25 protein-coding genes are annotated in these 24,476 nt (G+C 50.5%); 4 read left to right on the top strand and 21 right to left on the bottom strand.

Features of this window, described 5'->3' with window-relative positions; all coding sequences use genetic code 11:
- Positions 1–29: 29 nt before the first annotated feature.
- From KJS94_RS03365 to KJS94_RS03295, 15 genes are all read right to left on the bottom strand, one after another.
- Positions 30–1,109: a TlpA disulfide reductase family protein gene (locus KJS94_RS03365; protein WP_239804275.1), complete on the bottom strand. Its 1,080-nt coding sequence runs from the start codon at positions 1,107–1,109 to the stop codon at positions 30–32.
- 3 nt (positions 1,110–1,112) lie between these two features.
- The gene (gene hisIE, locus KJS94_RS03360; RefSeq protein WP_214449089.1) at positions 1,113–1,709 is read right to left on the bottom strand and encodes a bifunctional phosphoribosyl-AMP cyclohydrolase/phosphoribosyl-ATP diphosphatase HisIE; all 597 of its coding nucleotides are present in this window, start codon (positions 1,707–1,709) and stop codon (positions 1,113–1,115) included.
- A gap of 58 nt (positions 1,710–1,767) precedes the next feature.
- Positions 1,768–2,526: an imidazole glycerol phosphate synthase subunit HisF gene (gene hisF / locus KJS94_RS03355; RefSeq protein WP_214449090.1), complete on the bottom strand. Its 759-nt coding sequence runs from the start codon at positions 2,524–2,526 to the stop codon at positions 1,768–1,770.
- A gap of 30 nt (positions 2,527–2,556) precedes the next feature.
- Positions 2,557–3,279, bottom strand: coding sequence for a 1-(5-phosphoribosyl)-5-[(5-phosphoribosylamino)methylideneamino]imidazole-4-carboxamide isomerase (gene hisA, locus KJS94_RS03350; RefSeq protein ID WP_214449091.1), 723 nt, complete (start codon positions 3,277–3,279; stop codon positions 2,557–2,559).
- Positions 3,280–3,284: 5 nt separating this feature from the next.
- Complete coding sequence (locus KJS94_RS03345; protein ID WP_214449092.1) at positions 3,285–3,701, bottom strand: GNAT family N-acetyltransferase; 417 nt, start codon at positions 3,699–3,701, stop codon at positions 3,285–3,287.
- A 3-nt stretch (positions 3,702–3,704) separates the two neighbouring features.
- A complete protein-coding gene (locus KJS94_RS03340; RefSeq protein WP_214449093.1) occupies positions 3,705–5,120 on the bottom strand; it encodes a pyridoxal phosphate-dependent decarboxylase family protein in 1,416 nt (471 codons plus the stop codon).
- Positions 5,121–5,198: 78 nt separating this feature from the next.
- Complete coding sequence (hisH, locus tag KJS94_RS03335) at positions 5,199–5,792, bottom strand: imidazole glycerol phosphate synthase subunit HisH (RefSeq protein WP_214449094.1); 594 nt, start codon at positions 5,790–5,792, stop codon at positions 5,199–5,201.
- An 11-nt stretch (positions 5,793–5,803) separates the two neighbouring features.
- Entirely contained in the window at positions 5,804–6,574 is a 771-nt protein-coding gene (gene trpA, locus KJS94_RS03330; protein ID WP_214449095.1) for a tryptophan synthase subunit alpha, read from the bottom strand.
- Positions 6,575–6,600: 26 nt separating this feature from the next.
- Complete coding sequence (locus KJS94_RS03325; protein ID WP_214449096.1) at positions 6,601–7,071, bottom strand: GNAT family N-acetyltransferase; 471 nt, start codon at positions 7,069–7,071, stop codon at positions 6,601–6,603.
- 77 nt (positions 7,072–7,148) lie between these two features.
- Positions 7,149–8,339 carry a tryptophan synthase subunit beta gene (trpB, locus tag KJS94_RS03320; RefSeq protein ID WP_440136703.1) on the bottom strand — a complete coding sequence of 397 codons (1,191 nt, stop codon included), beginning with the start codon at positions 8,337–8,339 and terminating at the stop codon, positions 7,149–7,151.
- Positions 8,340–8,397: 58 nt separating this feature from the next.
- The gene (locus KJS94_RS03315; protein WP_214449098.1) at positions 8,398–9,036 is read right to left on the bottom strand and encodes a phosphoribosylanthranilate isomerase; all 639 of its coding nucleotides are present in this window, start codon (positions 9,034–9,036) and stop codon (positions 8,398–8,400) included.
- A gap of 50 nt (positions 9,037–9,086) precedes the next feature.
- Positions 9,087–9,878, bottom strand: coding sequence for an indole-3-glycerol phosphate synthase TrpC (gene trpC, locus KJS94_RS03310; RefSeq protein ID WP_214449099.1), 792 nt, complete (start codon positions 9,876–9,878; stop codon positions 9,087–9,089).
- A gap of 20 nt (positions 9,879–9,898) precedes the next feature.
- A complete protein-coding gene (gene trpD / locus KJS94_RS03305) occupies positions 9,899–10,891 on the bottom strand; it encodes an anthranilate phosphoribosyltransferase (protein WP_214449100.1) in 993 nt (330 codons plus the stop codon).
- 82 nt (positions 10,892–10,973) lie between these two features.
- A complete protein-coding gene (locus KJS94_RS03300; protein ID WP_214449101.1) occupies positions 10,974–11,555 on the bottom strand; it encodes an anthranilate synthase component II in 582 nt (193 codons plus the stop codon).
- Positions 11,556–11,586: 31 nt separating this feature from the next.
- Entirely contained in the window at positions 11,587–13,020 is a 1,434-nt protein-coding gene (locus KJS94_RS03295; protein ID WP_214449102.1) for an anthranilate synthase component I family protein, read from the bottom strand.
- A 250-nt stretch (positions 13,021–13,270) separates the two neighbouring features.
- Between KJS94_RS03295 and KJS94_RS03290 the strand changes: the two genes are divergently transcribed.
- The 3 genes from KJS94_RS03290 to KJS94_RS03280 all read left to right on the top strand — a co-directional run bounded on the left by KJS94_RS03290 (position 13,271) and on the right by KJS94_RS03280 (position 14,741).
- On the top strand, positions 13,271–13,564 hold the full coding sequence (locus KJS94_RS03290) for a GNAT family N-acetyltransferase (protein ID WP_214449103.1): 294 nt from the start codon (positions 13,271–13,273) through the stop codon (positions 13,562–13,564).
- Positions 13,565–13,574: 10 nt separating this feature from the next.
- Complete coding sequence (locus KJS94_RS03285; protein WP_214449104.1) at positions 13,575–14,204, top strand: NAD(P)-dependent oxidoreductase; 630 nt, start codon at positions 13,575–13,577, stop codon at positions 14,202–14,204.
- A 72-nt stretch (positions 14,205–14,276) separates the two neighbouring features.
- Positions 14,277–14,741 carry a DUF2147 domain-containing protein gene (locus KJS94_RS03280; protein ID WP_214449105.1) on the top strand — a complete coding sequence of 155 codons (465 nt, stop codon included), beginning with the start codon at positions 14,277–14,279 and terminating at the stop codon, positions 14,739–14,741.
- 35 nt (positions 14,742–14,776) lie between these two features.
- Here the strand turns inward: KJS94_RS03280 and hisB are convergent, their stop codons facing one another.
- The 6 genes from hisB to hisG all read right to left on the bottom strand — a co-directional run bounded on the left by hisB (position 14,777) and on the right by hisG (position 21,722).
- Entirely contained in the window at positions 14,777–15,922 is a 1,146-nt protein-coding gene (hisB, locus tag KJS94_RS03275) for a bifunctional histidinol-phosphatase/imidazoleglycerol-phosphate dehydratase HisB (RefSeq protein ID WP_214449106.1), read from the bottom strand.
- A 3-nt stretch (positions 15,923–15,925) separates the two neighbouring features.
- Positions 15,926–16,348: a c-type cytochrome gene (locus tag KJS94_RS03270; RefSeq protein WP_214449107.1), complete on the bottom strand. Its 423-nt coding sequence runs from the start codon at positions 16,346–16,348 to the stop codon at positions 15,926–15,928.
- Between the two features lie 7 nt (positions 16,349–16,355).
- Complete coding sequence (locus KJS94_RS03265) at positions 16,356–17,630, bottom strand: PQQ-dependent sugar dehydrogenase (protein WP_214449108.1); 1,275 nt, start codon at positions 17,628–17,630, stop codon at positions 16,356–16,358.
- A 31-nt stretch (positions 17,631–17,661) separates the two neighbouring features.
- Positions 17,662–18,711 (bottom strand): histidinol-phosphate transaminase, encoded by a 1,050-nt coding sequence (gene hisC / locus KJS94_RS03260; protein WP_214449109.1) that lies wholly within the window; start codon positions 18,709–18,711, stop codon positions 17,662–17,664.
- Positions 18,712–19,542: 831 nt separating this feature from the next.
- On the bottom strand, positions 19,543–20,823 hold the full coding sequence (gene hisD, locus KJS94_RS03255) for a histidinol dehydrogenase (RefSeq protein WP_214449110.1): 1,281 nt from the start codon (positions 20,821–20,823) through the stop codon (positions 19,543–19,545).
- A gap of 38 nt (positions 20,824–20,861) precedes the next feature.
- Complete coding sequence (hisG, locus tag KJS94_RS03250; RefSeq protein ID WP_214449111.1) at positions 20,862–21,722, bottom strand: ATP phosphoribosyltransferase; 861 nt, start codon at positions 21,720–21,722, stop codon at positions 20,862–20,864.
- A gap of 292 nt (positions 21,723–22,014) precedes the next feature.
- Here hisG and KJS94_RS03245 point away from each other — a divergent pair, with 292 nt between their 5' ends.
- Positions 22,015–24,435 carry an alpha/beta hydrolase family protein gene (locus KJS94_RS03245; RefSeq protein WP_214449112.1) on the top strand — a complete coding sequence of 807 codons (2,421 nt, stop codon included), beginning with the start codon at positions 22,015–22,017 and terminating at the stop codon, positions 24,433–24,435.
- The last annotated feature ends 41 nt before the right edge of the window (positions 24,436–24,476 follow it).

Here is a 24,476-nt window from a genome sequence, read left to right as displayed (position 1 = left end):
TCTTTTGATCGCCGGACTTTTTTTATTGCTTATTCACACCCTAATAATTCGCATAGTTTCGATTGAAGGTCTTCCCCCCTCAGGTTCTTCGCTATGATCTTCCCATTGGGGTCGATCAATAGGTTCTGGGGAATGGATTGAACCTTGTATTGAACCGCTACTGCATTCTGCCAGAACTTGAGGTCGCTTACATGGGTCCAGTCCAGCCGGTCGTCCTTGATCGCCTTCAGCCAGCGATCGCGTTCCCGGTCGAGGGATACACCCAGCACGGTAAAGTTCTTACTGCGGAAACGGTTATACGCTTTTACTACGTTGGGGTTCTCCTGGCGGCAAGGTCCGCACCAACTTGCCCAAAAATCAACCAGCACATATTTCCCCCTGAAGGAAGAAAGGCTCACCGGTTTACCCGTTGTATCATTCTGGGAAAAGTCCATGGCCATGGTTCCTACCTTACCGATCTTGCTTTCCGCTATCTGGGCATTGAGGTACCTGCCATAGAAACTATTCTGGACCTCGGGGCTCATCGCAAGGAAGCTCTTTTCCACCAGGTCCATATTATCCACCACCTGCATAGTGGTCACCCACATGAAAGGCGCGACCGGACTGTTCTTATGGGTGGTCGCAAAGCTTTCAGAAGTATTAGTCATCTGGGTCACCAACTGCCGGTACAATCCCATCAGGCTATCATTTACCCCTGTCCTGTTCGCTGTTTCACTCAACTGGCTATACCGCTTGAAAAGGGGTTCGAATCCCTTGCGGAACTGGTTGAAAACATCATGGGAGGGAGCTCCGGTGATCACCATTTCCTGCACCTGCTGGATATCGCCTACCATGCCAATGGTACCGTTTCCCAGAAAATACAGACCCTTCTTATCACCAGGCTGGAAGGCAAGGTTGTAGAGTTTTGTTTCCGGAAAACTTCCTTTTAATTCAAAGCTTTCACCGGTTGCAAAGGCCTTGGCAAGGGTATCGCCGGGATTGTCAGGATTGGTGATACACACCATTGATCTATCCTGTAAGCCCTTTACATTACCCCTGATATGGAAATTCTTTTCCTGTGCGTAGGAAAAGAAAGGAACAAGGGCCAGTAGCACGGATAATTTATTCATAGATCATTTTGAGTGTCTGTCTTTTAATACCTCCAGCACATCCTGCAATCTAAATCCTTTGGCGTTAAGCAAAAGCAAATAATGGAAGAGCAGGTCAGCAGCCTCATTCAGGAACAGGGAGTCGTTGTTATCCATGGATTCTATCACCAATTCCACCGCTTCCTCCCCTACTTTCTGGGCGATCTTATTCAAACCGCGTGAGAATAATTTGGCTACATAGGAGGCATCCGGGGATGCCTGCTTGCGGAGGTCAATGATGTCTTCCAGGTAAAAGAGGAAATCATCGGAATGGTTCCTTTCGCTCCAGCAGGTATCCGCCCCGGTATGGCAGGTAGGACCATGGGGATGGGCCTTTATCAGTAAGGTATCGTTATCGCAATCTACTGCCATGGACTTCAACTCCAGGAAATGGCCACTCTCCTCTCCCTTTGTCCAGAGCCTGTTTTTGGAACGGGAAAAAAAGGTCACTTTACCGGTCTCTTCTGTTTTCTTCAGCGCCTCCTCATTCATAAAACCCAACATCAGGACCTTATTGGTCATATTATCCTGGATGATGGCAGGAACGAGTCCGTCGCTAAACTTTGCAAAATCTACTTTCATGGTATTGCTTCAATGCTAATTTACAACATTAGGCCGGCGCTTCATAGCCGTTACCGTTTTAGCGCCTCACCACAATACCCTTTGAACCCAGGTATTGCTTGAGGTCAGGAATGGCGATCTCCTTGAAATGGAAGATACTGGCAGCAAGGGCGGCATCTGCATGGCCCTCATTGAATACATCAACGAAATGCTCCAAGGTACCCCCTCCGCCACTAGCGATGACAGGGACAGAAAGCCTGTCGGACAATTCGCGGGTGATATCCAATGCAAAACCTTGCTTGGTTCCATCGTTGTTCATGGAGGTCAGGAGGATCTCGCCTGCTCCCAGGTCCACAGCCTTTTTGGCCCAGTCGAAGCATTTGGTATCAGTCTTCACCCTTCCCCCGTTCAGGTAAACATACCACTCGCCATCCTCTTCCTTCCTGGTATCAATGGCCAGCACCACACATTGGCTGCCGAATTCCCTTGCCAGGTCGGCCACCAGTTGGGGATTCCGGAAGGCAGCCGTGTTCACCGATATCTTATCTGCACCATTCTGCAGCAGCACCTGTACATCTTCCACGCTGCTGATGCCGCCACCAACTGTAAAGGGTATATTGATATGGTGGGCGATCCTGTTCACCAGTTCGCTCAGGGTCTTCCTGCGTTCATTGGTAGCCGTTATATCCAGGAATACCAGTTCATCAGCTCCCTGCCGGGCATACAACGCACCCAGTTCCACCGGGTCACCGGCATCGCGGATATTCTCAAAATTCACACCTTTAACGGTGCGGCCATCCTTGATATCCAGGCAGGGAATTATCCTTTTGGTCAGCACAATATTTCATTTATACGTTAACGTTATTCATCAAAGCCCTGTGAATTTTTTCAACTCATCCAGGGAAATCCTGTTCTCATAAATGGCCTTGCCTACAATAGCCCCCTTGCAACCGGCTTCCTGCAAGGCTTCCAGGTCAGCAAGTGAACTTACCCCGCCACTGGCAATAAAGTGAAGGTCCGGGAACTTGGACACAATATTGCGGTACAATTCCGTGGAGGGACCTTCCAGCCTGCCGTCCTTGCTTACATCAGTACAGAACAATTGCCTGATGCCATGGCCAAAATATTTTTCGATAAAATCATAGATCCAGATATCTGTTGTTTCCAGCCAGCCGCCTACAGCGATCTTTTCATTCTTCACATCTGCCCCCAACAGGAACTTACCTACGCCAAATTTGTTGAACCATTCCAAAAGTGCTGCTTCATCCTTTACGGCAATACTTCCCACGGTGGCAAGGGCTGCACCGGAATTGAAAACAATGGCAACGTCCTGCTCCGTTTTGATACCACCACCAAAATCGATCACCAGCGATGTCTTACCGGCAATAGCCTCCAATACTTTCCAGTTCTTCACTGCTCCAGCCTTTGCACCATCCAGGTCTACGAGATGCAGCCTTTTCAAACCGGCATCCTCAAACATCCTGGCCACTTCCAGTGGTTGCTCATTATAGATCTTCTTCTGGGAATAGTCCCCTTCTGTAAGCCTCACGCATTTTCCGTCTATGATGTCTATTGCGGGTATTATTTCCATCGGTCTTATTGTAATTGTTTTTCCATGATAACATATTCTATCCCATGCTTCCGAAAAATCCCACCTTTCTGTTCCATCCCTAACCTCCTGTAAAGGGATATAGCTGACAGGCGGGCATTGCACCAAATGAATTCATATCCATTAATGGCCGCTGACTCCATCACATGGGATAAGAGCCTGGTGCCAAACCCCTTTCCCTGTTCATCCACCAGGGTGGCAAATTTCCTGAATTGCATCCGCTTTCCCTCGGGAAATAGGGAGAGCACCGAAACCACCCTGCCATCCACCTCCAGTCCCAGATGGGATGCCTGGTCATCGCCCATCAGCTTCACGAAATCAGGTTCATGACCAGGATACATTACTTCCCTCCTGATCCTCCAAATGGTTTCCAGCGGCACTTCAATGATCCTGACATTTTCCATCGCTCAGGATTGCATCAATTTTTTTAGGGCCGTCACCATAGCTTCTACTGCTATGTGCAGGTCTTTATCACTGGTCCGGTAATTGACCAGGGCAGCCCTGATACCATGATGCCCCTTATAAACAGTGGGGGTCATGAAGACCTTCCCTTCCTTATTCAATTCAGCCAGGAGGTCGGCATTCTTCACTTTATCATGGTGTTGATCGGCAATGGTAAAACAAACCGTATTCAACCTGACCGGTGCCAGCAGGCTGAAATAACCGGTATTGACCAGTTTTTCCCCAAGGGACCTGGCCAACCGGATATCCTCTTCCACCAGCCAGCGATAGCCCTCCTTGCCATAGGCCATCAGGCTGAACCATGCCGGTAATGCCCTGAATCGCCTCGAATTTTCCGGGCCAAAATTCAGGTAACTGAACTTTTCCAAAGGATCGCCCAGATAAGGTGCTGCGGCGTTCTGGAAGGTCTGCACCTGCAATTGCGCATGCTCCTTGCGGGTCAGGATGATGGCTGAATCATAGGGTACATTGAGCCATTTATGGAAATCAATGGTAATGCTATCTGCCACTTCCCAGCCTTGCAGCAAATGGGAAAAAGCTGGTGAGCAGGCCGCAAAGCCACCGAAAGCTGCATCAATATGCAACCAGCATTTCCTTTTGCTGCGAATGGCCTTCAGGCGCTGCATATCATCGAAGTCAACAGAATTCACGGTACCGCCACTGGCAATGATGATGAAGGGTTCGTCCTCGTCCTCCGGCAACATGGCTTCCAACGCATCCATATCCATCGCTTCCCGATCAGGCAGGCAGGGAACCAACAATACATTCTTACTGCCTATGCCCAACATGGCCAGGGCCTTGATGCTACTGGAATGGGGAGTGGCCGCATAGATGGTGAGATCCCTGCGCAGGCCTTCCCTGGCAATATCGATTCCCAACTGCTTCCCATACCATTGCCGCGCAACAGCCAGACCAGAAAAATTGGACATGGTAGCGCCTGTTACAAAGCCGCCGATGAAATCATCGGGCAAGCCGAACAGGTCCAGCAACAACTTAACCGTCTGCAATTCCAATAGTGCTGAACAATCACCCGCACTACTGATCGTGCTTTGGGTATTCTGGTCAAATACTGTAGCCAGCCAATCGCCTGCTATTGCGGCAGGGGTTGTTCCGCCTGTAACATAGCCCCAATAGCGGGGACCGGAAGAGGCCACGATAAAGGGCAGGAACTTCTCCTCGAAAACCCTGGCAGCCTGTTGTGCTCCCAGACCGGCATCCGGGATGGAAGGCCAGTCAATGGTTGTGGGATGCACGGCAGTTTTCCGGCCATCTAAACCATTCAGGTACCCCAGGCTGAGGTCCAGCGTATCTTTCAATATGCCTGGTAAAACTTCCAGGTCTTGGTAAAACTTATTTTCCATGGATAAAGTTTGTCAATTTGCCTTCGCTGATCGTAATAGAATTATGGCAATTGCTTATATAATTCAAGAAAGGCAGCATCAAACCAATTCAATAAAATTCTTCAGGATCCTTTCCCCTACAGCGGCTGATTTCTCCGGATGGAACTGCAATCCATAAAAATTATCCTTGTGCAGCCCGGCACTGTATGGCTGCACATAATCGGCCGTCGCGATGGTATGTTCCCCCAGCGCAGCATAAAAACCATGCACGAAATAGCAATAGGAGTTCTCCGGCAACCCCTGTAACAGCGGGGTCTTCAGGTTATAGATATTGTTCCAGCCGATCTGCGGCACCTTCAGGGAAGTATCTTTGGGGCGGAACATTTTCACTTCCTCATCAAATATCCCCAGGCATTCCGTATCATTCTCTTCAGAATGGCGGCACATCAGTTGCATGCCCAGGCAGATGCCCAGGACAGGCTGTTTCAGGCCCACGATCAATTTATCCAATTCCCTTTCCCTCAGGTACTGCATGGCCGTACTGGCCTCCCCTACACCGGGAAAGATCACTTTATCGGAAGTTCGAAGCACCTCCTGGTCATCGGTAACAATGGCCGATGCGCCAATCCTTTCCAGCGCATATAGGACACTCTGGATATTGCCTGCATTATATTTTACTATCGCCAGTTTCATCATTCCGGTTTTCAGGATAAGACCTGGTTCAAAAATGTTTTTACTTTATCCCGGGTTGCCCCTCCGCCTTCGAGCGCCTTGATAAAGGCTGACCCGATGATGGCACCATTTGCATGGGCGCAGGCTGCATCAAAACTCGCCTTATCCTTGATGCCAAAGCCTACCAGGATAGGATTACTCAGTTGCATGGCCTTAAGCCTGTTGAGGTATTGGCTCACATCTTCCATCTGCTTATCCGTTCCGGTTGTGGAAGAAGAAGACACAGCATAGAGGAACCCGGCACTCAACTGGTCCAGTTTCCTTACCCGATCAGTTGAGGTTTCCGGGGTTACCAGGAAAATGAAGTCGAGTCCGTACTTTCGGATTATTGGACCATATTCCATTTCAAATTCATATTCCGGCAGGTCAGGCAGGATCAATCCATCCACTCCAACAGCAGCCGCATCTGAACAAAACCTTTCAAAGCCATATTGCAATACTGGGTTCATATAGCCCATCAGGATCACAGGGACCTTGATCCGGGGCCTCATGGCCTTCAGTTGTTCGAACAACACCGCAATGGTCATACCATTGGCGAGCGCCACTGAACTGCTGGCCTGGATCACCGGGCCATCTGCCAAGGGGTCGCTATAGGGCATCCCCAATTCTATAAGGTCGGCGCCATTCTCCTGCAGCGACTCCATCACCTCCACTGTACTGTTCAATTCGGGAAACCCCGCAGTACAATACACATTCAACACCCGCTGTTGTTTTTTCTCGAATACTTGCTTAATCCTGCTCATTTATTGACAATTCATTTCTTCTTTAATCAATAGACCAATTCCATTTTCATATCGCTACGCTTGTACACCGAATCCCCAACCGGCACTTCCCTGAACCCATTCTTCCGATAGAGATGGATAGCGGGCTGCAATTTGGAATGGGTGTAGAGCACGAGTTTGCCTGCCCCTAGGCGTTTGGCTTCTTCAATAGCGAAGACCAGGAGCTTCTGGCCAATTCCCAAACCCTGGACAGATTCATCCACCGCCATCTTGGAGAGCTCAAAAAAATCAGGGCCCGACTTCAACAATGCAAAACATCCTACAACCTTTTCCCCTTCAACTGCGAAGAAGATATGGCCACCCTTATCCAGGAAGAAGGATTGCGGGTCTGCCAGCATGGCTTCATCGATCGGCTCTACAAAAAAATATTTCTCCAGCCAGGCCTTATTCAACCTGGCAAATTCCCCGGCATATGCCGTTGCGAAAGGCTGGATGCTGATATCAGGATTCGGTTTCATTGTTCATTTTATCAAAGTACAATAGCATTCCCATAGACATTCCTGCATGCATGCAAGGCAATTCCATCGGGTTGTTCTCAGGCCATATCCATTGCCTTCATATAGGTAGCCAGGTCCTTATCGCCCCTGCCGCTCAGGCACACTACCACATTATCGGTTGGCTTAAACTCGAGCTGGTTCAAAGCCGCGAAAGCATGCGCAGTTTCCAGCGCCGGTATGATCCCTTCCAGGCGGGCTACTTCAAAAGCCGACTGCAAGGCCTCATCATCAGTGGCACTGAGGAAGGTACCCCTTCCACTTTCAAAAAGATGGGCATGCAAGGGACCGATACCCGGATAATCCAGGCCGGCAGATATGCTATGGGGCTCTACCACCTGTCCGTCTGCAGTCTGCATCAGCAGGCTCTTACTGCCATGCAGGATGCCGGGCTTACCCAAAGCGGTGGTGGCAGCGCTCAAACCTGAATGCACGCCATGGCCGGCTGCTTCAACAGCCACCAGTTTCACTTCCAGTTCGTCAAGGAAATGATAGAAGGCCCCTGCCGCATTGGAACCTCCGCCCACACAGGCGATCACATGCGTTGGCAATTCCCTGCCTGTCTTCTGCTGCAATTGCTTGCGGATCTCTTCACTGATCACACTCTGGAACCTTGCCACCATATCGGGATACGGGTGTGGCCCTACCACACTACCGATGATGTAATGGGTATCATTGGGGTGATTGATCCAATCGCGGATAGCTTCATTGGTCGCATCCTTCAGGGTCTTGCTGCCGCTGGTGGCGGGCACTACCTTAGCGCCAAGCATCTTCATCCGGGCAACATTGGGTGCCTGGCGTTCAATATCCTTCTCCCCCATGTACACGATGCATTCGATCCCTTTCAACGCACAAACAGTAGCGGTAGCCACACCGTGCTGGCCGGCACCGGTTTCTGCAATGATGCGCTGTTTACCCAATCGTTGCGCCAGCAGGATCTGACCGATCGTATTATTGATCTTATGGGCACCGGTATGGCAGAGGTCTTCGCGCTTGAGATAGATATTGGTACGATGTTTCTCACTCAGCCTTTCCGCCAGGAATAATGGCGTTGGCCTTCCCACATAATCAGCCAGCAATTCCCTGAATTCCTGCTGGAATACAGGATCACCCATGATCTCCAGGTATTGGCGCTGCAGTTCTTCCACATTGCGGTGCAACATTTCCGGGATATAAGCCCCACCAAACCTGCCATAATATCCCTGGCTCGTAGGCTGCTGATAGGTTTCCATATTCATACTCGTTTTTCTTTTATGCTTCCCAGTACTACTGGATTTCCATTCCTGTTCATTACTGACCTTTGTTCAGGTCATTGATGAAATTCCCGACAAGGTCAAGGTCCTTTACACCCGGACTCGTCTCGAACTTACTGTTCACATCAATGGCAAAGAATCCCTTGCCCTGCGCCTGTACCGCAAACTCCTTCAAGGCTTGCACATCGCCCGGTTCTATACCTCCACTCAGGAAATAAGGCTTTCCTACATTGACCTCCCTGAGTATGTTCCAGTCAAACTTCTTTCCTGTTCCCCCATACCCAACACCCATGGTATCGAAAAGGAACATATCGCACACATCCATATAAGGGCGCACCATCCATTCAATACTATCATTGTCGCTCAACCGAAAAGCCTTTACCACCGATACATAATCCGCGATCCGTTCACAATACTTGGGGGTTTCATCCCCATGCAGCTGCACCATATGCAACCTGCATTCATCCACCATTTGCAGCACCTCATCCTGGCCCGAATTCACAAAAACCCCCACCTTATTGATAGCATTCTCTTTCCTCAACTGGCTGGTGGTCATATAGCGCAACACGTACCTGGGGCTCTTGGGGTAGAATATAAATCCTGCAAAAGTAGCCCCCAGCGAGCCCAGGCGGTCTACTTGTTCAAGCTGCGTCATGCCGCAAACCTTAACTCTCATCGTTTCGTTTCATTTTAAGTGTTAATGATGGCATTGACCAACGATGGATATTAACGGGTTACTGTACGCAGTTCCTGGACAAAGGCTTCAAAAGCAAGGGCCGGATCGGCAGCTTTCATGAAGTTCTCCCCGATCAGGAAGCCCTTGAACCCATTTTCACGGAACATTACCACATCATCAACACTGTTGATGCCACTTTCCGCAACCTTTGGCAGGTGGCGGGGTAAGCGGGAGGCCATATCGAGGCTCCTTTCAATGTTAACCCTGAAGGTCTTCAGGTCGCGGTTGTTGATGCCAACAATATTGGTGTATTCACATACATGTTCCAGTTCCTCTTCTGCATGCAGTTCCAGTAAAACATCCAGTCCCAGCTGCCTGGCAAATTTCGCCAGCTGCTTCACTTCGGTTGGTGTCAGGCAAGCCGCAATGAGCAGGATCACATCGGCCCCCATGGCCTTTGCTTCCAGCAACTGGTATTGGTCGATGATAAAATCTTTCCTGAGTATGGGGATCTCCTGCCGACGGGCTACCAGGAGGTCGTCGGCCGATCCGCCAAAATATTCCGAATCGGTAAGCACAGACAGTCCTGATGCCCCGAATCGGTTATACGCTTCCGTTACCCTGGCCACATCAGCGAACTGGTTGATCCAGCCTTTGGAGGGTGATCGGCGCTTGAATTCAGCAATGATACCGGTACGATCCGGATCATTGAGGGAGGCTTCAAGGGAGAGGCAATTCCTTTCAAAAGACCCCGAACGCTCCAGTTCCCTAACCGGGACACAGGCCTTCCTTTCCGCTACTTCTTCCCTCTTGCTGGCTATGATGGTATCAAGGATTGTCATGTCTGTTCTCTTTCATCAGTTTATTGCAATGCGATCAGTTTGTTCAAGGCCTGGAGTGCCTTCCCACTTTCCAGGCTATCAACAGATGCAGCGTAGGCTTCGTCATAGGATGCATAATTTCCGGTGCTATTCAATGCGACGGCTGCATTGGCCAGCACTACCGCATTCTGTGCCCAGCTGCCCTCCCCCTTCAAAATTCGCAAAAAAATCTTCGCGGACTCTTCTATTGTATTGCCGCCATAGATATCGGAAGGCTGGACCATCCGCTTGCCCAGTTGCTGGGGCGTAAACAGTTCCTCGCCTTTATTGCTGATCACCTTGGTATCATTGGTGAGGGAGATCTCATCATACCCGTCCAGGCTATGGATGATGGTGAAATTACCCCCTACCTGCTGGAGCAAGTAATTGTAGATCCTAGCCATTTCCAGGTTATAGACCCCCACCAATTGATAGGCGGGGTTCGCCGGGTTGACCATGGGGCCCAGCATATTGAAGAAGGTCCTGATGCCAAGGTTCTTGCGGATCGGGCCAACCACTTTCAGGGCAGGGTGGAACATGGGGGCATGCAGGAAGCAGATGTTCGCCTCCTCCAATTCCCTTTTCAGGCTGTCGTTATCATTCTTGAACTTATAGCCCATCTGCTCCATCACATTCGAAGCCCCGCTAATGGTAGAAGCCCCGTAGTTACCATGCTTGGCAACTTTCTGGCCTGCCCCTGCAGCGATGAAACAGGATAGTGTCGAAATATTGAAGGTGTTCTTTCCATCACCACCGGTTCCCACCACATCCAGCAGGGGAAAATCATTCAGTTCCACTTTCACACAGAGCTCCAGCAAGGCATCCCGGAAACCCTGCAATTCCTCGATGGTCACACTGCGCATGAGGTACACCGTCATAAAGGCCGTGATCTCATGTTCGTTGTACATGCCCTTGCCGATACTCATCAGGGCCTCTTTTGCCTGGTCCCTGGTCAGTGATTTATGTTCGAATAAATATTGTAAGATCTTTTTCATGACAAAACGTAAGCCGCGTTTTCTAATGTTATCATTCTTCTTTTTTCTCCTGCCAACTATGGCCAGCTAAGCTGGTCTATTCCTATTGCCCCAGCCAGTTGCGCATCATTTGCTCACCCAGGGGGGTCAACACACTCTCAGGATGGAACTGTACCCCTTGCACATCGTAGGTCTTGTGGCGAAGGGCCATGATATAACCATTCGCATCAAAAGCTGTCGCTTCCAGTTCCCCTGGGAATCCTTTCGCATCCACTACCCAGGAATGGTACCTGCCCACTTCAACAGGCGATGCTATCCCCTTGAATACATCATTCGCCGCATAGGTCCTTTCCGTTACCAGTTCAATGGGTGTGGCAATGCCATGGTAAACATCTTTCAGGTTGGTCAGCTGCCCGCCAAAAGCCTGGCCAATGGCTTGGTGGCCCAGGCATACACCCAGTATAGATTTAGTGGGCGCATAGGCTTTGATCAGCGGCAACAGGAGGCCGGCTTCTTCGGGTATGCCGGGGCCCGGCGACAGGATGATCTTATCATAATCCTTCACCTTTTCCAGTGCGATCTGGTCGTTGCGGTAAACATCCACCTTGTTGTGCAGGATCTTTTCCACCAGGTGCACCAGGTTGTAAGTAAAGGAATCGTAATTATCAAAAACAAGGATCTTCATGGTAATGTTGCTTGCTGGTTTGGGGGTTGGTTTAATTGATCTCCTGGGCTAATTCCAAAGCACGCTTCAGCGCCCCCAGTTTATTGTTCACTTCCTGCAGTTCACTTTTGGGATCACTGGCGGCTACCACTCCCGCGCCTGCCTGGTAGGTAAGGGTATTGTTCCTGCTCAGGAAGGAGCGGATCATGATGGCATGGTTACAGTTCCCATTGAAGCCCATGTAACCGAGCGCCCCGCCATAATAACTCCGGTCTGTTGGTTCATATTCATCGATCAGTTGCATGGCCCTGATCTTGGGTGCGCCACTCAGGGTACCAGCCGGGAAGGTTTTGGCCATCAACTCGAAGGGGTTGGTACCGGGTTTCACTTTGCCTACCACTTCACTCACGAGGTGGATCACATGGGAGTAATAATGCACCTGGCGGTAATGGGCTACCTGCACTTCCTCACATAACCTGCTGAGGTCATTCCTCGCCAGGTCCACCAACATCACATGCTCGGCGTTCTCCTTGGCATCCTTCAGTAAGCGCTGGGTCTCCTGCTGGTCAAGCTCATCATCACCCGTACGGCGGTAGGTGCCTGCGATCGGGTGTACCACGGCCTTGCCATTCTGGATGATCAGTTGCGATTCGGGTGAAGAACCCATCAGTTTATAATTACCGTAATCAAAGAAGAAGAGATAAGGAGAAGGATTGATGCTCCTGAGTGCACGGTACACATTGAACTCATCCCCCCTGAAACCCTGCTGGAACCTGCGGCTCAGCACGATCTGGAACACATCTCCCCTATGACAGCTGGCAATGCCTTTCTTCACCATGTCGATATAATCGGCATCGGCCATATTGGAAGACTCCTCACCATTCAATTGGAAAGGATAGACAGGTACATCCTTGCTACGGATCAGTGATTCCACCACCTTAATATCGGATTCGATACCAGCGATCTTGTTCTCGCAGAGGTAGAGCTCATCCTTAAAATGATTGATGGCTATAACGTATTGGTATAACCGATACCGCATCAGCGGGATCACCGGGTTGTTATCCCCGGAAGAAGATTTGAAGCGGATAGTGTCGAAGAACTGTACGGCATCGAAAGTGGTGTAACCATATAGCCCCTGGGCAAATGCAGCTGCTTTTTCAGTATTGGCAACAGCATCGAAACGCTGCATGAAACCCCATAGTTTGGCCGGCACTTCCTGTGGATTACCAATGGCCTCTTTTTCGGCTGGCTGGCCGGGAAACTTGAACTCTATGCTCGTTAGGGAACTGATCTCCATACCCCCGATAGCGTTGATGCAGATAAAGGAATAACTATTCTCTGCAGCATGCGAATCCGTACTTTCCAGCAGGATGGTATCCCTGAACTTATCGCGCAAGCGGAGGTAGATGCCTACCGGCGTATAAACATCGGCCAGCATCTTCCTGACCTCGGTTTCGATCCTGATCTTCTTTTGTTGTTGCTCCATTTTCTTTTCTGTTTCATCCCGGTCGCCCCGGTGCTTCTTCAACTGGCAAATAGAAAAAGCCCCGATCAGGCAATCGGGGCTTTCATGATATTATATACAATAAGTATAGCTATGACATTACAGTACCCCGTAAGAGTTTGTATGCCACCACCAATGCTTATTGATCATTTCTTTGTTCATAGCTGTACAAATATGCAACAGCAATTCCATTTCAACAAAACTTTTTTTAGTACCTTATAAAAAAAATAGCATGCTTGTTCAACACCGACAACATGATAACCGGGGGATGTTCTTTGTAGGAATGGATGGCGCCATCCTGGCTGAAATGGTTTACACCTTACCTTCCGATACCAGGATGATCATTGAACATACCGAAGTTTCTGAAGAGCTCAGGGGAAGGGATGTAGGGTTCCATCTTGTGGAAGCAGCGGTAGAATACGCGCGTGTCCATGGCATGACCATCATTCCCCTCTGTCCGTTTGCCTATAGTGTTTTCCAGAAACGGGCCGACTTCCATGATGTAATGGCGGAGAACTATAAATAAACCCAATCATATGATCTTGACAGTATTTGGAGCTACCGGGCAGGTAGGTTTACACCTGGTGCAACAGGGATTGATCAAAGGGCACCAGGTAAGGGCTTTTGGCAGGAACGTCCATACGATCCCTTTTGAAGATGACAACTTAACCCGCATCAAAGGCACTGTATTTGACGAAGGGGAGGTATTGGCAGCCATTGAAGGCGCCGATGCTGTCCTGAGCGTTTTGGGCGGCAGTTTTGACGGACTGGACAAAACCAGGTCCCTGGGCATAAAGACCATCGTTGGCCAGATGAGGAAGGCCGGCATCATGCGGATCATAGCCCTTGGCGGCCTAGGCATCCTTGATGCGCCGGATGGCGGACTCCTGATCGACGAAAAGAATTACCCCGAAGAATACCTTCCTGTTGGGAAGGAGCACCAGAAAGCCTGGGAAACACTCAGGGATTCGGGGCTTGACTGGACCTTTATCTGTTCCCCCAATATCATAAATGCAGATCCAACCGGCGATTATATTACCAGTGTTAACGTACCTCCCCAACCCAATAATTTCCGGATCAACTCCGGGGACCTTGCCCTTTGCATACTGGAGGCGGTAGAAAAGCATGAATTTTCCCAACAACGAGTAGGAATATCTGCCCTCTGATTTTAACAGGACCAGCAGCGCAGGAAACGCGATGGATCATTAACTTGGGAATTCAAACCTAATGAAGAAACTATGTACCGGAAACTACCTTATTACTCTTTGATAGGATTGATCATCCTGGTGGCCACTTCTGCTTTCACTTTACTGAAAAGCACCAATAACTCACCCGATGCGATTGTGGGAATTTGGAAGACGGAAAGCGGCAAGGGCCATGTGCAGATCTATAAGCAAGGCGAAAAATATTTTGGCAAGATCGTTTGGCTCAAAGAGCCCAATGATGAGCAAGGCAAGCCCAAACTGGACAGCAAGAACGAAAATACCAAATTGCGCACCCGCCCCATCCTGGGCATTGTTAACCTGCGCGACTTCAGGTTTGCCAAACCGGGCCTTTGGGAAGATGGCCGTATCTATAACCCTGAGGATGGCGAAGACTATAAATGCAAGATAACCCTCAAGGACCCGAACAAGATCGAGGTAAGGGGATTCATCGGGATCTCCCTTATCGGCAAAACACAGGTTTGGACCAGGGAGAAATAATAAAAGTCCGGCATCAAAACTGCCGGACTTTTTATTTACAATGTACCCTTGGTACTGGGTAAATAATTGGAGAAGGGATCGCGTTTTACCGCCATCTTAATGGCCTTGGCGAAAGCTTTGAAGATCGCTTCTATCTTGTGGTGTTCGTTATCCCCCCTGCATTCAACATTCAGGTTGCATTTGGCTGCATCGCTGAACGACTTGAAGAAATGGAAGAACATTTCAGTGGGCATCTCACCGATCTTTTCCCGCTTGAATTCAGCGTTCCAGACGATCCATGGCCTGCCGCCAAAATCGATGAGCACCTTGGCCTCTGCTTCATCCATCGGCAAGGCGAAACCGTAGCGTTCCATTCCACGCTTATCCACCAAGGCCTTTGCAAAGGCCTCCCCTAATGCTATCCCGGTATCCTCGATCGTATGGTGTTCATCAATATGCAGGTCACCTTTGGTCTCCACAACAAGGTCAAGCTTTCCATGCCGGGCAATCTGGTCCAGCATGTGGTCGAAGAATCCAAGGCCTGTACTGACCTTCGCTTTCCCGCTTCCATCCAGGTTCAGCTCCACCCTGATCTTCGTCTCATTGGTATTGCGCTCATGCACAACCGAACGAGAGCCCAGTTTCAGGAAAGCGTAGATCTCACTCCACTCAGTGGTTTCAAGGGCGACGGTCGACTGGCGCAGGTCATCAACGGTATTCGCGATCTCCGAACCACCCAGATCGGGCTCCAGGTTTAACCAGATGGCCTTGCAACCCATATTACGGGCCAACTGCACATCGGTGACCCTGTCACCAATTACATAGGAATTGGGAATATCGTATTCAGGATTGTTCAGGTAATCCTTCAGCATACCGATACCCGGTTTCCGGGTGGGCAGGTGTTCGTGCGGAAAGCTCCTGTCAATATGCACGGCACTAAAGTTGATCCCCTCCCCTTCCAGCGATTTCATCACCAGGTTATGGAGCGGCCAGAAAGTATGCTCGGGAAAGCTATCGGTACCCAGGCCATCCTGGTTGGTCACCATGACCAGCTCATAGTCCATTTCCGTAGCTATCCTGCGCATGTATTCAAACATGTGCGGGAAGAAGGTCAATTTATCAAATGAATCGAGCTGGTAGGTTGGCGGTGCCTCATTGATGAGGGTCCCGTCCCTGTCTATAAACAATATCCTTTTTGCCATGCTTTACTTGATCGTTTTTCTAACGGCAGCCACTTCCGCCGGGGTAATGAGACTGGCCTTGTTGCCAAAGCTGTTACGCACATAGGTGAGCACATCGGCTACTTCCTGGTCCTTCAGGTGCGCATGTGAAGGCATGGGATTACTATAAACCTCCCCGTTGATCTCGATCTCCTCATCCAAGCCTTTCAACAGCACATTGATCAGTCGCTTCTTATCACCATTCACCCAGCTGGTTTTGGCCAGTGGGGGATTCAGGTTAGGCACCCCTGTACCATCGGCCTGGTGGCAGGCCAGGCAATAGGTCGTATACACTTCCTTACCACGGGTTATGGATGCTTTAAGGGAAGGCTGTTGCTGGGGCATAAAAGAACTGCCCGCAACAATGACCAGCATTAACGCACCAAGCGTCAAAAATAGTTTACTCATATTTTCATCAGGGTTTGTAAGCGATTCGGTAAATGGTTCCTTTCACATCGTCGGAAACATACAAGGCACCATCAGGACCTTGTGCCAATCCACAGGGACGGTGCTTGGCGTCACGGGGGGATTTTACTTCTGCCACACCGGCAAAGCCATCAGCAAAAACTTCCCACTGACCATTCGGCTTGCCATCCTTAAAGGGTACAAACACCACATAATAGCCTTCCTGCTTCAGCGGGGCCCTGTTCCAGGAACCATGGAAAGCAATAAAGGCTCCATTGCGATACTTCTCAGGGAACATATTGCCGGTATAGAACAACAAGGCATTGGGTGCCATATGAGCAGGGAAAGCCACCAGTGGCTTCTCCATGCCGGCACACCGGTCTTCCTTCTTGCCATCACCGCCATATTCAGGAGCCAATACTTTCTTATTCTGGTTACCATCATAATAGCAATAAGGCCAGCCACAATCAGCACCTTCCTTTACCATGAACATTTCCTCAGCAGGCAGGTTGGCACTCTGCTGGTCATTGAACATTTCAGGATACAAAGTTGAAAGCTGGTCGCGTCCATGTTGCATCACATACAACTCGTTCACGGTCGTATTCCAGTCAAGGCCCACCACATTCCTCAGGCCGGTAGCATAACGCTTTCCATCCGCATAGGTCTGGTTAAGCTTATCGGCACGGAATTGCCAGATCCCACCGGCTGTTTCGAGGATGGGACAAGGGTCCATACCCGGAGAACCTTTGGTACGGTCTGTAGCCTGGCAGGCATTGGAGGGCGCACCAATATTTACATAGAGATTGCCCTTATCATCCAGGGCGATGGATTTTGAAGAATGCTGCCTTTTGTTCACCAGCCCTTTCACCAGCAACTCAGCTTTTGCCGTATCCGCCACCTCGAAACGGTCATTCAGTTTATAACGGAACACATCATCATCTGATGAGGCATAGAGATAGCCGTCCCTGATCGCAATTCCGGTTCCGATATAATTGGCAAAACCATTGATCTTTTCAAACACACCATCTTTATTGCTGTCTTCCAGGCGGTAGATACCCTTACCATCCTTCAGCCTTTCCAGCTTCACAAATACGACCCCATTGGGGGCAACGGCAATATGCCTGGCACGACCCAGGTCGTCGGCAATGACAGCCGCGTTAAAGCCGGCCGGCAGCTTAAGCCCGGCGGCATCAGCATCCTTAACCACCCTGGTGGTATCAGCAGCAAAAGACTGCAGGGCAAGCACGGATGCCAGCAATCCCAAAACTGAAATACGAATATTCATAGCTTGAAATTTAAAGTGTGAATGTACCAAATTAAACAGCGTAGGTCTTCAAAGCGTTCAGCAATTCATCATTCTCTTTTTCCGTTCCCACCGTTACCCGCAGGCAGCCCTCACAGAGGATCACATTGCTGCGGTCCCTCACCACTATGCCTTTATCGAGGAGGTATTGGTAAATGCCATGGGCATCGGTAACCTTTACCAGCAGGAAATTGGCATCAGAAGGATAGACATGCTTTACCACCGTCAGACCGGGTAGTTCCTGTTCCAGCCTTGTTCTTTCGGTTACCAATACCCGAATCATTTCATTTACCTGCTCCACTTCATCCAGGGCTTTCAGCACCAGTTCCTGGGAAGCCTGGTTGATATTATAGGGCGGCTTGATCTTATTCATGATATTGATGATCGCCTCAGAGGCAAAGGCCATTCCCACCCGCAACGCGGCGAGTCCCCATGCTTTTGACAGGGTCTGCAGTACCACCAGGTTGGGATAATCTTCCAGCTCCTGCACAAAGGATCGCTGGCGGGAGAAGTTGATATAGGCCTCATCCATCACCACCAGGCCAAAATAATTATTGAGGATCACCTCTACATCATCACGGTCCAGTGAATTGCCGGTGGGGTTATTGGGGGAACAGAGGAAGATCATCTTGGTATTATCGTCCACCGCCTCTTCGATGGCCGGGAGGTCGAGCTGGTAGGCAGGTGTCAGGGGCACCTTCTTCACTGCCACGTTATTGATATTGGCACTCACCTCGTACATGCCATAGGTAGGCGGCACGATGATGATATTGTCGATGCCGGGCTCGCAGAAAGCCCGGATGAGCACATCAATGCATTCATCGCTCCCATTGCCCAGGAAAATGTGCTGGGGAGCTACGCCCTTTACCACAGAAAGCTTTTCCTTCACCTTCCATTGCAGGGGATCGGGGTAACGGTTGTACCATTTGGTCAAGGGCGAACCCAGGCTATTCTCGTTGGCGTCCAGGAATACCCTTGCCTCGCCCTTGAACTCGTCCCTGGCAGAAGAATAGGGAACCAGGCGCTTGATGTTTTCCCTTAGTAATTCGTCGAGGTTGAACATTGTATAGGTCTTTAGTCTTGTTATTTTGTTTCATTCATCAGGATACCTCTTAGCAGAGCCTGATGGGGTCAACTTATCCTTCCTATTCATCGGGGTCCCTTTCAGGAGACCCCGCTGAGGTTGGCGGTGGGTTTTTAACCCCATCGGGGTCTATCGAATGGGACCCCGATGTATAAAAGGCGAAATATTTATACATCCACCAGCTAAGCTCATCTTCCAACTACCCGTTGGTCATAAGACACAACGGGGGCGACGGGGGTGTTTAATCTTTTCACCCATAGTGGCACTTTTCAAGAGTCCCCGATGAATTTTCACCCTTCTATTCATCAGGGTCCCCTGCGGGAGACCCTGCTGAGGTTAGGGGTTGGGTTTCATTCTTCGCCCCCTTTCAGTAGACCCAGATGGCATCAGTTCTTCCGTCCCAATCATCGGGGTCCCTTTCAGGAGACCCCGCTGAGGTTAAGTTTTCACCCTTCTATTCATCAGGGTCCCCTGCGGGAGACCCTGCTGAGGTTAGGGGCTGGGTTTCATTCTTCGCCCCTTTTCAGTAGACCCAGATGGTATCAGTTCTTCCTTCCCAATCATCGGGGTCCCTTTCAGGAGACCCCGCTGTGGTTAGGGGTTGGGTTTCATTCATCAGGGTCCCTTTCAGGAGACCCCGCTGTGGTTAGGGGTTGGGTTTCATTCTTCGTCCCCTTTCCGTAAATCCTGATGGGGTTATCACTGAACATCTTCTACTGGTTTGCGAAAAAGTCACATGTCCACATTTCCACATGTCCGCATTTCCACATCTTCACATCCTCACATCCTCACCCCTCGCCCGCCGGAGCTTTAGCGCAGGCGGGTCCTCACCCTCACCGCATTGGCATGGGCATCCAACCCTTCGGCTGTAGCCATATTCACTACGGTCTCGCTGATATTCCTTAAGCCTTCAGCAGACAGCTGCTGGAAGGTTATCTTCTTGACAAAACTGTCTACGCTAACACCGCTATACGCTGTAGCATAACCGTTAGTGGGCAGAGTGTGGTTGGTACCGCTGGCATAATCGCCAACGCTTTCCGGTGAATAGGCCCCAATGAAGACCGAACCGGCATTGACCACCTTGCCGGCAAGGCTATCCGCGTCTTCGGTTTGCAGGATCAGGTGCTCGGGGGCATAGGCATTCAGTATCTCCATGGCCGTTTCTGTTTCCTCTACCACAATGATGGTGCTGTTCTGCAAAGCCTTTTCAGCAATACCTTTTCGGGGAAGCTTTTCCAGCTGTTCTTCCAGGGCAAGTTGCACTTTGCCTACCATCCCGGCATCTGTGGTCACCAGCAACACCTGGCTATCCACCCCATGTTCGGCCTGGCTCAGCAGGTCGGCTGCAATGAAAGCAGGATTGGCAAATGCATCGGCCAGCACGGCTACCTCACTCGGACCAGCGGGCATGTCAATGGCCAACCCATCTTTTTGCACCAATTGTTTGGCGCAGGTCACATATTGGTTACCCGGACCAAAGATCTTGTACACCTTGGGAATGGTCCCGGTTCCATAGGCCAATGCCCCGATGGCCTGAACACCTCCCACCTTGAATACCTGTGTTACCCCCACCACTGAAGCGGCAAACAGGATGGCAGGATGCAGGGACCCTGTTTTATCAGGCGGTGAACAAAGGATGATCTCCTTGCAGCCGGCCAGTTTTGCCGGTATACCCAGCATCAGCAGGGTGGAAAACAGGGGCGCCGTACCACCCGGGATATAGAGCCCGACTTTTTCAATGCCGACAGATTTGCGCCAGCACCTGATACCCGGCATGGTCTCCACCATTTCAACAGGTTGCAACTGCTTTTCATGGAAGGCCCTGATATTGGCGGCAGCCTGCCTGATGGCAGCTTTCAGGCTTTCGTCAAGCCGGGCTTCGGCAGCTGCCATTTCAGCAGGCGACACCCTTGAAGCGGCCAATTGAACACCATCAAACATTTCCGTATATCTTGCCACAGCAGCATCACCTTCTGTGCGAACGGCATCCAATACCTCTTTGACCCTGGCTTCCAGGCTGGCACTGTCCATGGCCGGGCGTTTCAGGATCCCATTCCATGCAGTCTTTTCAGGATTGGTATAAACTTTCATAATAGAGTAAGCTAATATTGATCAATTACAGGTCAGGATCAGAGGATCATCTTCTCAATGGGCACCACCAGGATACCCTGTGCACCGGCTGCTTTCAGCTGTTCAATGATGTCCCAGAACTGGTTCTCACTGATCACGCTGTGTACACTGCTCCATCCTGGTTCTGCCAGGGGCAGAACGGTAGGGCTCTTCATCCCGGGCAGCAGGGCGATGATATCCTGCAATTTATCAGTAGGCGCATTCATCAGCACATACTTGTTGTTCTTGGCCTTTTTCACCGCGCGGATACGGAAAAGGAAACGGTCCAGCAATTTCAGTTGCTCCTCATCCAGGGATTTGTTCCTCACCAGTACCGCTTCGCTCCTAAGGATGGTCTCCACCTCCTTCAGGCCATTCATGAACAGGGTGGAACCACTGCTCACGAGGTCAACGATCGCTTCTGCCAAACCAATACCCGGCGCGATCTCAACGGAACCGCTGATCTCATGGATCTCCGCCCGGATGCCTTGCTCATCCAGGAAGCGTTGCACCAATACGGGATAAGTGGTGGCGATCCGCTTGCCCTGGAGGTAGGCAGGCCCGCTGTACTGTTCGCCCCTGCTAACGGCAATGCTCAGTCGACATTTTCCAAAGCCCAGTTTTTCCACCACATCCACTTTCTTGTTCTTTTCATAGAGTACATTCTCTCCTACGATGCCAATATCGGCTACTGCATCTTCCACATACTGGGGAATATCATCATCGCGCAGGAAATAGATCTCCAGCGGGAAATTCTCAGCCTCGGTCTTGAGTTTATTGATCCCGTTCTTGACATCAATACCACAATCCTTCAGGAGTTTTACGGAGTCCTCGTACAAGCGACCACTCTTCTGGATGGCGATCTTAAGCTTCTGTTGCATAGAAAATCATTAAATAAAAAAAGGCTTACCATACCGGTAAGCCCTTCAAATGTTTTATGGATAGACGCAAAACATCATCTGCTTACCGGGCAGGCAAGTAATGATGATGATGGTGTTTTTGCGTATTTTGTTTCATATCGGGTGCAAAATTTACACATGCTGTCCAAATAACCAAATATTTTTTCATGCCGGCCTACCACCTATCAAGATAATTTCCAGTTCAAATAAGGCCATCCAACCGGAACCCGCGAAAATGCGTAATTAGAGAATTGAACCAACAAACCCCACACATATGAGACGATTAAAGCTAGTTTTTGCCCTATGCATCCTGGCAGGTACCCGGCTGCTCGCACAGGATGATATCAGTTACCAGCAGCCGCCAAAGGATATTGCTGATATGGTCAATGCCAAGCCCACCCCATCTGTAGCCATTGATGCCAGGGGGGAATGGATGATCATTATTGACCGTGCCTCTTATGGTTCGGTGGAAGAACTGGCCCAGCCCGAGATCAGGGTGGCCGGCATCCGCTGGAACCCTGCCAATTTTGGGCAAAGCAGGCAGAATTATTTCAACGGCCTGCAGCTGAAGAATATCCGCACAGGAGCCGTTACCACTGTTAAAGGACTCCCCGAAAACCTGCGGGGCAATACCATCAGCTGGAACCAGGACGAGAACGCTTTTGCCTTCCTCCATTATTCAGCCAGCCAGGTGGACCTCTACGTAGTAACCATTGATGATGCCGCTGCCAGGAAGGCCAACCAACAACCGGTGAATGCGGTGTTGGGTAACGCATTCGCATGGGTGGGTAATGGGTCCATCATCTACCGGGCAGCCATAAACGCCGGCAAGCCTGCGCCGCAAAAACCACTTGCACCCTCCGGTCCTGTGGCACAGCAATCCCTCGGCAAGGCCGCTGCCTCCCGCACCTACCAGGACCTGATCAAGAGCCCTTACGATGAAGCCCTCTTCGAATTCTATAGCAAATCGCAACTGGTGAGGACCGATCTCATCAACGAGAGCGTTATTGGTGAACCAGCCATTTACAGGAGCTTCAGTGTTTCACCCGACCAGCAATACCTGCTGACGGCCACCATCAGCAAACCCTTCTCCTACCTTGTTCCCTGGAGCGGCTTTCCCACTGCCTATGCGGTGAAGGACATGAAAGGCAGCACCGTAAGGGAATTGTTCACCAACCCTTCTTCAGAAGGCGCGCCGATCGGCTTTGATGATGTGGTCAACTTCCCCAGGAATATCGGCTGGAGGGATGATGAACCGGCCACAGTTACCTATGTGCAGGCGCTGGACAAAGGCCTGGGACGTACCAAGGTTCCCCACCGCGATGCCCTATACGCCCTGACTGCTAACGGTAAGGAACCAGCGAAAGAGTTGTTCCGCACCCAAAGAAGGTTTGGCGGGGTAAGCTGGGGCAATGCCAGCCTGGCGCTTTTTTATGAGCGCTCCTTTGCCGACCGCAAACTCAGGATCAACCGCTACAATCCCACCACCGGGGCCATCGACAGCCTGAACGAAAGGAGCTCCAATGATGAATACAGTGATATTGGCAGCCCCGTTACCAGGAAAAATTCATGGGGAAGGGAAGTATTGTGGATACTGAAGAATGGGGATATCCTGCTGACCAGCGATGGCGCCTCCACCAAGGGTGACCTGCCCCTGCTGCGCACCATGAATCCAACAACCCGGACCATTAAGGACCTCTGGCGTTGCCAGGAAGGTGCTTACGAATATGTGGTGGAAGTGTTGGATCCCGAACGCGGACTCTTCATCACCCGCAGGGAAACCCCTACACATGCACCCAATTATTTCCTGCGCGACCTGAGGAAGAAATCCCTGCTGGGCACTCCCCTGACCAGCTTTACCAATCCTTATCCCCAGTTGGAGGGCATTACCAAGGAAAAGATCTCCTACAAGCGTGCAGATGGCATTGACCTGACTGCAACGCTTTACCTGCCCAAAGGCTACGACAAGAGTAAGGGTCCCTTGCCCGTACTGATCTGGGCCTATCCCATTGAATACAAATCACAATCCGATGCCGCACAGGTAAGGGGTTCTAAATACACCTTCCCTACTGTATCATGGGGTTCACCCGTTTACTGGGTCACCCAGGGGTATGCCGTTATGGACAATACGGAAATGCCCATTGTGGGTGAAGGCGACAAGGAGCCCAATGATAATTTCATCCCGCAGCTCTACCTCAATGCCCATGCGGCCATCCAGGCGGTAGCGAAGATGGGTGTGGGTGACAGTACACGCGTTGGCGTTGGCGGCCATAGCTATGGCGCCTTTATGACAGCTAACCTGCTGGCACATACGAATTTGTTCAAGGCAGGTATAGCCAGGAGCGGCGCCTATAACAGGACCCTCACCCCATTTGGTTTCCAGGCGGAAGAACGCACTTACTGGCAGGCTCCGGATGTGTATTACAAAATGAGCCCGTTCAGTTATGCCGATAAGATCAAGACGCCCTTGTTGCTGGTACATGGGGATGCCGACAATAACCCCGGCACCTTCCCCATCCAGAGTGAGCGTTTGTATAATGCCATCAAGGGCCATGGCGGCACCGTACGATTTGTCTCCCTTCCTTATGAAAGTCATGGTTATGCCGGAAAAGAAAATATCCTTCACCTGCTTTGGGAACAGAACCAATGGCTGGAGAAATATGTGAAGGGCAGCGGCGAAAAGAAAGCCTTCTAAACCTGCCTGAACCAGTATATCCGAAGTGTCCGGCGCCCAAT

Origin of the sequence: Flavihumibacter rivuli, assembly GCF_018595685.2 — a bacterium.
In the GTDB taxonomy this organism is placed as follows: Bacteria; Bacteroidota; Bacteroidia; order Chitinophagales; family Chitinophagaceae; genus Flavihumibacter; species Flavihumibacter rivuli.
This window is presented reverse-complemented; position numbering and strand designations above follow the sequence as displayed.